Here is an 8,588-nt window from a genome sequence, read left to right as displayed (position 1 = left end):
GTGTCATCACTCATGGAAACATCTCCCGAATGGGGGTATGGGCAGCGGTCACTCTTGAACAACATCTAGGCGAAGGAAAGCGTTTTGGCAAAGCCGGGCGGCGATATGGCGCGAAAGGGCGCATTGCGATTGATCCAGGGTGTGCGCGAGGGGCGGTCTTTGTCGGACCAGCCCGGCGCGCTGCGGGGCATGGAGGTGGCCGATCAGGCCCGTGCCGCCCGGCTGGCGGCGGAAACGCTGCGCCATCAGGGCCGCGCCGATGTGGTGATCGCCGGGCTGGTCAACCGCAAGCCCAGCCCGCAGGTGGCCGATGTGCTGCGTCTGGCCGTGGTCGAGATGCTGGAACTGGGCGCGCCCGGTCACGGTGTCGTGGGGGCTGCGGTCGATCTGACCCGCACGCTTGGGGCACGCGGTCAGGCGGCGGCGGGCATGGTCAATGCGGTGCTGCGCAAAGCCGGGGCCTATGCGGGCTGGGCCGATCTGGCCCCTCAACCCCTGCCCGACTGGCTCCGCGAACCGCTGTCGATGGCCTATGACGAGGCCACCCTGCGCGCCATCGAGGCGGCCCATCAGCAGGGCGCGCCGCTGGATCTGACGCTGAAACCCGGCGCGGCGCCCGTGCCCGGCACGCTGGCGCTGCCAACCGGATCGTTGCGGCTGCACGGGCCCGCGCAGGTCTCGGCACTGCCCGGTTTCGCCTCGGGCGACTGGTGGGTGCAGGATGCAGCCGCCGCCCTGCCCGCCCGCCTGCTGAACCCGCAAAAGGGCGAGCGCATCGCCGATCTGTGCGCCGCGCCGGGGGGCAAGACGCTGCAACTGGCCGCCGCCGGGGCGCAGGTCACCGCCGTCGACATCAGCGAACAGCGCCTGCGCCGCGTGACCGAGAACCTGAACCGCTGCGGTCTGACCGCCGAACTGGTGACCGCCGATGCGCTGGAATGGCGCCCCGATGCGCCCCTCGATGCGGTGCTGCTGGATGCGCCCTGTTCGGCCACCGGCACGATCCGGCGCCATCCCGACCTGCCCTTTATCCGCGACGGCCACGGCATTGCCGAGCTGATCGCGCTGCAATCGGCGCTGCTGGATCACGCGCTGTCGATCCTGCGTCCCGGCGGGCGGCTGGTCTTTGCCACCTGCTCGCTGATCCCCGATGAGGGCGAGGTGCAGATCGACGAGGCGCTGGCCCGCCATCCCGGCCTGACGGTCGAGCGGCCCGATCTGCCCGGCCCCGATCTGCCCGGCATCGACCCCGGCTGGATCACGGACGAGGGCGGACTGCGCCTGCGCCCCGATTACTGGGCGGACAAGGGCGGCATGGACGGGTTCTACATGGCGCGGCTGCGAAAGCCGTCCTGACGCTGGACCTTCGCGCCCCGCTTCGGTAATCGGGCGGGGAACCAGACACGAGGCCCCCATGACCGCTCCCGTCGCCATCAAGCGCGCGCTGATCTCTGTTTCCGACAAGACCGGCCTGATCGACTTTGCAAAGGCGCTGGAGGCGCGCGGTGTGCAGATCCTGTCCACCGGCGGCAGCGCCAAGGCGTTGCGCGACGCGGGGCTGACCGTGACCGATGTGGCTGATGTGACCGGCTTCCCCGAAATGATGGACGGGCGCGTCAAGACGCTGCACCCGGCGGTGCATGGCGGGCTGCTGGCGCTGCGCGACAATCCCGACCATGTGGCCGCGATGGACACCCACGGCATCGGCGCCATCGACCTGCTGGTCGTGAACCTCTATCCGTTCGAGGAAACCGTGGCCAAGGGCGCGGGCTATGACGACTGCATCGAGAATATCGACATCGGCGGCCCGGCGATGATTCGCGCCGCCGCCAAGAACCACGGCTTTGTCACCGTGGTCGTCGATGTGCAGGATTACGACGCGGTTCTGGCCGAACTGGACGCCAATGACGGCACCACGCTGCCCTTCCGCCAGCGTCAGGCCCAGATCGCCTATGCCCGCACCGCCGCCTATGACACCGCCGTCAGCACCTGGCTGGCCGGTGCCATCGGCGAGGACACGCCGCGCCGCCGCGCCTTCGCGGGCACGCTGGCGCAGGGGCTGCGCTATGGCGAGAACCCGCATCAGGCCGCCGCCTTCTATGTGACCGGCGAGGCCCGCCCCGGCGTCGCATCCGCCCGCCAGTGGCAGGGCAAAGAGCTGTCCTACAACAATATCAACGACACCGACGCGGCCTTCGAGCTGGTGGCCGAATTCGATCCGGCAGACGGCCCCGCCTGCGCGATCATCAAGCACGCCAATCCCTGCGGCGTGGCACGCGGTGCTTCGGCTTTGGAGGCTTACAAGCGGGCGTTCGACTGCGACCGCACCTCGGCCTTTGGCGGCATTATTGCGCTGAACCAGCCGCTGGACGGGGCGACCGCCGAGGAGATCGTCAAGATCTTCACCGAGGTCGTGATCGCACCCGATGCCGACGAGGATGCGCGCCGGATCTTTGCGGGCAAAAAGAACCTGCGCCTGCTGACCACTGGCGGGCTGCCCGATCCAGCGGCGGGCGGGCTGGCCTTCCGGCAGGTCGCGGGCGGCTTTCTGGTGCAGGGCCGCGACAACGGCCATGTCGCGCGGGCCGATCTGCGGATCGTGACCCGGCGCCAGCCGTCAGAACAGGAAATGGCCGATCTGCTGTTTGCCTGGACCGTCGCCAAGCACGTGAAATCGAACGCCATCGTCTATGCGCGTGACGGCGCGACCGTGGGCATCGGCGCGGGCCAGATGAGCCGCGTCGACAGCACCCGCATCGGGCGCCGCAAATCCGAGGATATGGCCGAGGCGCTTGGCCTGTCGCAGCCGCTGACCAATGGCGCGGCGGTGGCCTCGGACGCGTTCTTCCCCTTTGCCGACGGGATCGAGGCGCTGGCCGAGGCGGGCGCGAAAGCGGTGATCCAGCCCGGCGGCTCGATGCGCGATGACGAGGTGATCGCGGCGGCCGACCGGCTGGGGCTGGCGATGGTCCTGACCGGCCAGCGGCATTTCCGGCACTGATGAGCAGCGCCCCCAAACCCGCCCGCACGCCCGCAACCGCGCGCAAACCGCGCGCGCCCAAGGGTCCGGTGCGCGCAGATATGCGGCTGGTCGCATGGGTCGCGGCGGCGATCTTTGTCTTTGATCAGGCGCTGAAATACTGGGTCGTCCATGTCATGCAACTGGACCGGCTGCGCGAAATCGACGTGATGCCGCCCTGGCTGAACCTGCGCATGGCGTGGAATCAGGGGGTGAATTTCGGGCTGTTCGCCTCGGATCAGAACGTGATGCGCTGGGTGCTGATCGGGATTGCGCTGGTCATCTGCGCATGGGTCTGGATCTGGGTCTGGCGCTCGGCGGCGGGACGGCTGGCGCGGATTTCGGCGGGTCTGCTGATCGGGGGCGCGCTTGGCAATGTGATCGACCGCATCCTCTATGGCGCGGTGGCCGATTTCCTGAACATGTCGCTGCCGAACTGGCAGAACCCCTTCAGCTTCAACGTGGCCGACATCTCGATCTTTGCGGGGGCCATCGGGCTGGTCCTGATCCCGCAACCCCCGTCCCAGCCGCCGAAAAAGCCGCGCAAGCCGCGTGCAAGGCCCACCCCACCCGCGCCTGCGGCAGAGATGCCCGAAGGCGATGTCGAACAGCCCCGTGACGGCGCCGGAAAATCCGGTTAGAACAGGCGCAACAGACCAGAGGGGCAGGATATGCGGGCATATGCGCTGACGATCGGAATTGCCGCGGCACTGACCATGGCCGCCTGTTCGGGCGATGGCCGGCTGATGAATATCGGCGCCGGGCAGAACTCGCCCGATGAATTCGCCATCCTGCCCACACGCGCGCTGACGATGCCGCCCGATCTGGCGGTGCTGCCCGCCCCCACGCCCGGCGGCGCCAACCTGACCGATCCGAACCCGCAGGGCGATGCCGTGGCCGCCCTTGGCGGCAACCCCGCGCGGCTGGCCGATCAGGGCATCGGGGCTGCGGATCAGGCGCTGGTGGCGCATGCCGCGCGCGCGGGCACCGACCCCAATATCCGTGCCACGCTGGCCACCGCCGATCAGCGCTGGCGCGAGCGCAATGCGCGCCGCCCGCTTGAGGCGCTGTTTGGCACCTCGGTCTATCAGCGCGCCTACAGCGCCTTTGCGCTGGATCAGCAGGCCGAGCATCTGCGCTGGCAACGCGCGGGCGCCGTGACGCCCACCTCGCCGCCGCCCGCCGCGCGCTGATCCGATGCCCTTCGATCCTGCCGCGCCGGATTTTGGTGCGAACCCATGGCCCGCCTATGCCCGGCTGCGCGCGATGCCGGGCCTGCCCTTCTGGCCCGGATTTGACGGGCACCTTGCCAGCCGGATGGAGGATGTCCGCGCCATCGCGCTGGACCGCCGCATGGTGCGCGCGCCCGCCGCCTTCTGCCCGCCCGACGAGGTGCGCCGCCTTCAGGTCGCGGGCAATTTCCACGACATGCCCTATCACGAGCGGTTTGTGCAGACCTCGATGCTGGACACGGACGGGCCGGACCATGACCGCCTGCGCCGCGCGGTGTTTCCGTTCTTTACCAGGACCCGGCTGGAAAGCCTGCGCGGCTTTGTCAGCGCATGGGTGGCTGACGCGCTGGACCGGCTGATCGCGCAGGGGCGCATCGACTTTATCGCCGATCTGGCAGCGCATCTGCCCGGTCAGGTCATCGGCCATCTGATCGGCACCGCGCCCGAACTGGCGCCGCAGATGACCGAATGGTCCGAGGATGTCGTCAGCTATTTCGACATCGACCGGACCGCCGCGAAAAAGGCCCGCGCGGAAGAGGCCACGCGCCTCTTTGCGGACCTGCTGGAGGATCTGTATGCCGTCCGCACCCGCGCCCCGCGCGAGGATCTGATGAGCGCGATGATCGGCGCCGAGACGGCGGGCCTTCTGACCCATGACGAGCTGATCGCCACGATCATGCAGATCCTGCATGCGGGGCATGGCTCGACCATCGACGTGATGGGCTCGGGGCTGGCGGCGCTGATGGATCACCCCGACCAGATGGCGCTGCTGCGGGCGGAACCGGGGCTGATGCCGCAGGCGGTGCAGGAGATGTTCCGCCATGCGGCGCCGCTGCCCTTTTTCCACCGCTATGCGTCCGAGGATCTGACCATCTGCGGGCAGGACTGGCCCAAGGGGACGAAGTTCGGGCTGCTCTATGCCAGCGCGAACCGCGACCCGGCGGCATTCGACGCGCCCGACCGGCTGGACATCACCCGGCGCCCGAATGTGCATCTGGCCTTTGGCGCCGGGGGGCATGTCTGCCTGGGCAATAATCTGGCGCGGCTGAACATGGAAATCCTGTTCACGCAGCTGCTGGCACGCACCGCGGCGGTTGAGCCCGAGGGTGCCGTGCTGTGGAAATCGGGCCTGCAGGCGCATGGCCCGCGCTGCCTGCCGATCCGGCTGATCCCGGTGCGCTGATCTGACAGGCTGCGAACGCCCGGCCCCATCGAGGGGCCGGGCGTTCGCGGCGCATGCGCGCCCCAAGCCTGCGCAACCTCACACATTCGCTTGAGCGTGGCTTGCGCCCGGCCTCTGGTGCGGTCAGTTTCCTTACCAGAAATGAGGAGGTTGGATCCCCAATGCGTCGCCCTGCGTTCCGCGCCCTGCCCACCGTCACCGGTGCCGTCACCGCCCTGCCGCTGATCGCCGGTCTGGCCCTTGCCGCCCCCATGGCGCTGGCCGAGATGTCCGACCCGACCGCGATGCCGGACTCTGCGATACCCGATTCCGCAATACCCGACTCTGCGATGCCCGATGGCATCACCCATTTCACCCTGCCCAACGGGCTGGAGGCCGTCGTGATCGAGGACCGCCGCGCGCCCGTCGTGGTGCAGATGGTCTGGTATCGCATCGGCGCCGCCGACGAGGTGCCGGGCAAGTCGGGCATCGCCCATTATCTGGAACACCTGATGTTCAAGGGCACCGACAGGCTGGCGCCGGGCGAGTTCTCGCAGACCGTCACCGCCAATGGCGGCAGCGACAATGCCTTTACCTCGTGGGATTTCACCACATATTTCCAGCGCATCGCCAGCGACCGCCTGCCTCTGATCATGGAGATGGAGGCCGACCGCATGGCCAATCTGTCGATCTCGGACGATGACTGGCGGGCCGAGCGGCAGGTCGTGCTGGAGGAACGCGCGCAGCGGGTCGACAGCGATCCCCGCGCAATGTTCGCCGAGGAACTGAACGCGGTTCTTTATGACAATCACCCTTACGGACGCCCCATCATCGGCTGGCGCGATGAGATCGAGGCGCTGACGCTGGACGATGCGAACGAATGGTATGACACGCATTACGCCCCCGGCGCGGCCATTCTGGTGGTGGCGGGCGATGTCTCGGCGGATGAGGTGCGCGCGCTGGCCGAGGAGCATTACGGCGCGATCGCCGCGCATGGCGACACCGCCCCCCGCCTGCGCCCGCAAGAGCCGCCCAAGCGCGCCGACCGGCGGATCGAGATGTCGGACCCGCGCGTGCCGCAGCCGCAGATGACCCGCCGCATCGTCGTGCCCGAACGCAACCCCGGCGCACAGGCCGAGGCCGCCGCGCTGACGGTGCTGGCCGACCTGTTGGGCGGGTCGCAGCAGACCTCGGTTCTGGGGCGCGAACTGGTGCTGACCGGCAAGGCGCTGTTTGCCAGCGCGGGCTATCGCGGGCTGTCGCTGGACCCGACCGATTTCGCCATCTCGATGGTGCCGGCCGACGGGGTGGACCCGGCGGATGCCGAGGCGGCGCTGGACACGGTGCTGGCGCGGTTTCTTGAAACAGGGCCCGACCCCGACGATCTGGAGCGGGTCAAGACGCGCATCCGCGCATCCGAGGTCTATGCCCGCGATTCGGCGCATGGCCGCGCCTATGATTTCGGGCAGGGGCTGGCGACCGGGCTGACGGTCGGGGATGTGAACGACTGGCCGCGCATTCTGGGCGAGGTGACCGAAGATCAGGTGATGGCCGCCGCCCGCAAGGTGCTGGGTCGGCCCGGCGCGGTGACCGGCTGGCTGCTGCCCGCCGAGGCAGGGGACGACACTGTCGTTCAGGCGCCCCCGGCCCTGCCCGCCCCGGCCGAGAACCCCGCCCCCGAAAACCCCGCCCATGACGCACCCGCAACCCACAGCCCCGAGGTGCAAGGATGATCCGTGCCGCACTTGTTTCCCTGTTCGCGCTGCTGGCCCTGCCCGCGCAGGCCATCGACATCCAGCAGGTCACCTCGCCCAAGGGGGTCGGGGCCTGGCTGGTCGAGGATGACAGCATCCCCTTCGTCGCCATCGAGTTCCAGTTTCGCGGCGGCGCCAGCATGGATGCGCCCGGCAAACGCGGCGCGGTGAACCTGATGACCGCGCTGCTGGAAGAGGGCGCGGGCCAGCGCGACGCGACCGCATTCGCACAGGCGGTCGAGGATCTGGGCGCCCGGATCAGCTTTAACGCGGGCGACGACACGGTGAGTGTCAGCTTTCGCGCGCTGAACGAGACCCGCACCGAGGCCGCCGACCTGCTGGCGCAGGCCCTCAGCCAGCCGCGCTTTGACGACACGGCGCTGGAGCGTGTGCGCGCCCAGGTGCTGGCCGTGATCCGCGCCGAGGCCAGCGACCCCGGCGCCATCGCCGCTGCTGAAATGGCGCGGCAAAGCTGGGGGGATCACCCCTATGGCAGCTCGGTCAACGGCACGGCTGGCAGCGTGGCGGCGCTGACGCGGCAGGATCTGGTCGCGCACAAGAACCGCGTTCTGGCGCGCGACCGGGTGATCGTGGGCGCGGCAGGCGACATCGGCGCCGAGGAGCTGGGGCTGCTGGTCGACCGCATTCTGGCGGGCCTGCCCGATGAGGCCACAGCGCCCTTGCCCGAGCCCGCCGAACCGGGTCTGACCGGCGGCGTGACAGTTCTGGACTGGGACAGCCCGCAAACCGTGGTCAGCTTTGCCGGGCCGGGGATCGCCATCGACGACCCCGACTATTTCGCGGCCTTTGTGGCCAATCACATTCTGGGCGGCGGCGGCTTCAGCTCGCGCCTGATGGACGAGATCCGGGAAAAGCGCGGCCTGACCTATGGCGTGGGCACGGGGCTGGCGACCGGGATCTATGGCCAGACATGGCAGGGCGGCATGGCCAGCGCGAATGGCACCGTGGCCGAGGCGGTGGCGCTGATCCGCGAGGAATGGGCGCGCATGGCGGAGGGGGTGACCGACGACGAACTGAACGACGCGAAGACCTATCTGACCGGTGAATATCCGCTGCGGTTTGACGGCAACGGGCGGATCGCCTCGATCATGGCGGGGATGCAACTGATCGGGTTGCCGCTGGACTATATCGACAGCCGCAATGCGCTGGTCGAGGCGGTGACCGCCGGGGATGTGGCGCGGGTGGCGGACAGGCTGCTGGATGCGGACCGGCTGCGCTTTGTGCTGGTCGGGCGGCCCGAGGGCATCGCGGACAGCGAGGCGGGCGCGGCGCCACTGGCGGCGGAATAGCCGGCCCTGCGAGCCGGCGGTGGCGGGGGGCCCCCCCGGGCGGGGGGGGGGGGGGGGGGGGGGGGGCCCCGGGGCCGCGAGGAGGGGGGGGGGGGGGGGGGGCGGGGGGGT

General features: G+C 69.4%; 7 protein-coding genes. All 7 read left to right on the top strand.

What is annotated here, in order from left to right; all coding sequences use genetic code 11:
• Positions 1–105: 105 nt before the first annotated feature.
• The 7 genes from ACK41U_RS11265 (at position 106) to ACK41U_RS11235 (ending at position 8,477) form a co-directional block, all read left to right on the top strand.
• Positions 106–1,356, top strand: a complete 1,251-nt coding sequence (locus ACK41U_RS11265; protein ID WP_409679910.1) for an RsmB/NOP family class I SAM-dependent RNA methyltransferase — start codon at positions 106–108, stop codon at positions 1,354–1,356.
• Positions 1,357–1,414: 58 nt separating this feature from the next.
• Positions 1,415–3,001 (top strand): bifunctional phosphoribosylaminoimidazolecarboxamide formyltransferase/IMP cyclohydrolase, encoded by a 1,587-nt coding sequence (gene purH, locus ACK41U_RS11260; RefSeq protein ID WP_409679903.1) that lies wholly within the window; start codon positions 1,415–1,417, stop codon positions 2,999–3,001.
• The gene (gene lspA, locus ACK41U_RS11255) at positions 3,001–3,660 is read left to right on the top strand and encodes a signal peptidase II (RefSeq protein WP_409679900.1); all 660 of its coding nucleotides are present in this window, start codon (positions 3,001–3,003) and stop codon (positions 3,658–3,660) included. The genes purH and lspA overlap by 1 nt, the downstream gene beginning before the upstream one ends.
• 30 nt (positions 3,661–3,690) lie before the next feature.
• Positions 3,691–4,212, top strand: a complete 522-nt coding sequence (locus ACK41U_RS11250) for a DUF3035 domain-containing protein (RefSeq protein ID WP_409679897.1) — start codon at positions 3,691–3,693, stop codon at positions 4,210–4,212.
• Between the two features lie 4 nt (positions 4,213–4,216).
• A complete protein-coding gene (locus ACK41U_RS11245; RefSeq protein ID WP_409679894.1) occupies positions 4,217–5,434 on the top strand; it encodes a cytochrome P450 in 1,218 nt (405 codons plus the stop codon).
• A 284-nt stretch (positions 5,435–5,718) separates the two neighbouring features.
• Entirely contained in the window at positions 5,719–7,146 is a 1,428-nt protein-coding gene (locus ACK41U_RS11240) for a M16 family metallopeptidase (RefSeq protein WP_409679906.1), read from the top strand.
• Complete coding sequence (locus ACK41U_RS11235; protein WP_409679891.1) at positions 7,143–8,477, top strand: M16 family metallopeptidase; 1,335 nt, start codon at positions 7,143–7,145, stop codon at positions 8,475–8,477. The genes ACK41U_RS11240 and ACK41U_RS11235 overlap by 4 nt, the downstream gene beginning before the upstream one ends.
• Positions 8,478–8,588 lie beyond the last annotated feature (111 nt).

It is taken from the genome of Paracoccus sp. (in: a-proteobacteria), assembly GCF_046289755.1.
Taxonomy (GTDB): Bacteria; Pseudomonadota; Alphaproteobacteria; order Rhodobacterales; family Rhodobacteraceae; genus Paracoccus.
This window is presented reverse-complemented; position numbering and strand designations above follow the sequence as displayed.

Coding starts and splice junctions, on each gene's coding strand:
- ACK41U_RS11265 (WP_409679910.1), top strand. CDS start 106: ATGGCGCGAAAGGGCGCATTGCGATTGATCCAGGGTGTGCGCGAGGGG.
- purH (WP_409679903.1), top strand. CDS start 1,415: ATGACCGCTCCCGTCGCCATCAAGCGCGCGCTGATCTCTGTTTCCGAC.
- lspA (WP_409679900.1), top strand. CDS start 3,001: ATGAGCAGCGCCCCCAAACCCGCCCGCACGCCCGCAACCGCGCGCAAA.
- ACK41U_RS11250 (WP_409679897.1), top strand. CDS start 3,691: ATGCGGGCATATGCGCTGACGATCGGAATTGCCGCGGCACTGACCATG.
- ACK41U_RS11245 (WP_409679894.1), top strand. CDS start 4,217: ATGCCCTTCGATCCTGCCGCGCCGGATTTTGGTGCGAACCCATGGCCC.
- ACK41U_RS11240 (WP_409679906.1), top strand. CDS start 5,719: ATGCCGGACTCTGCGATACCCGATTCCGCAATACCCGACTCTGCGATG.
- ACK41U_RS11235 (WP_409679891.1), top strand. CDS start 7,143: ATGATCCGTGCCGCACTTGTTTCCCTGTTCGCGCTGCTGGCCCTGCCC.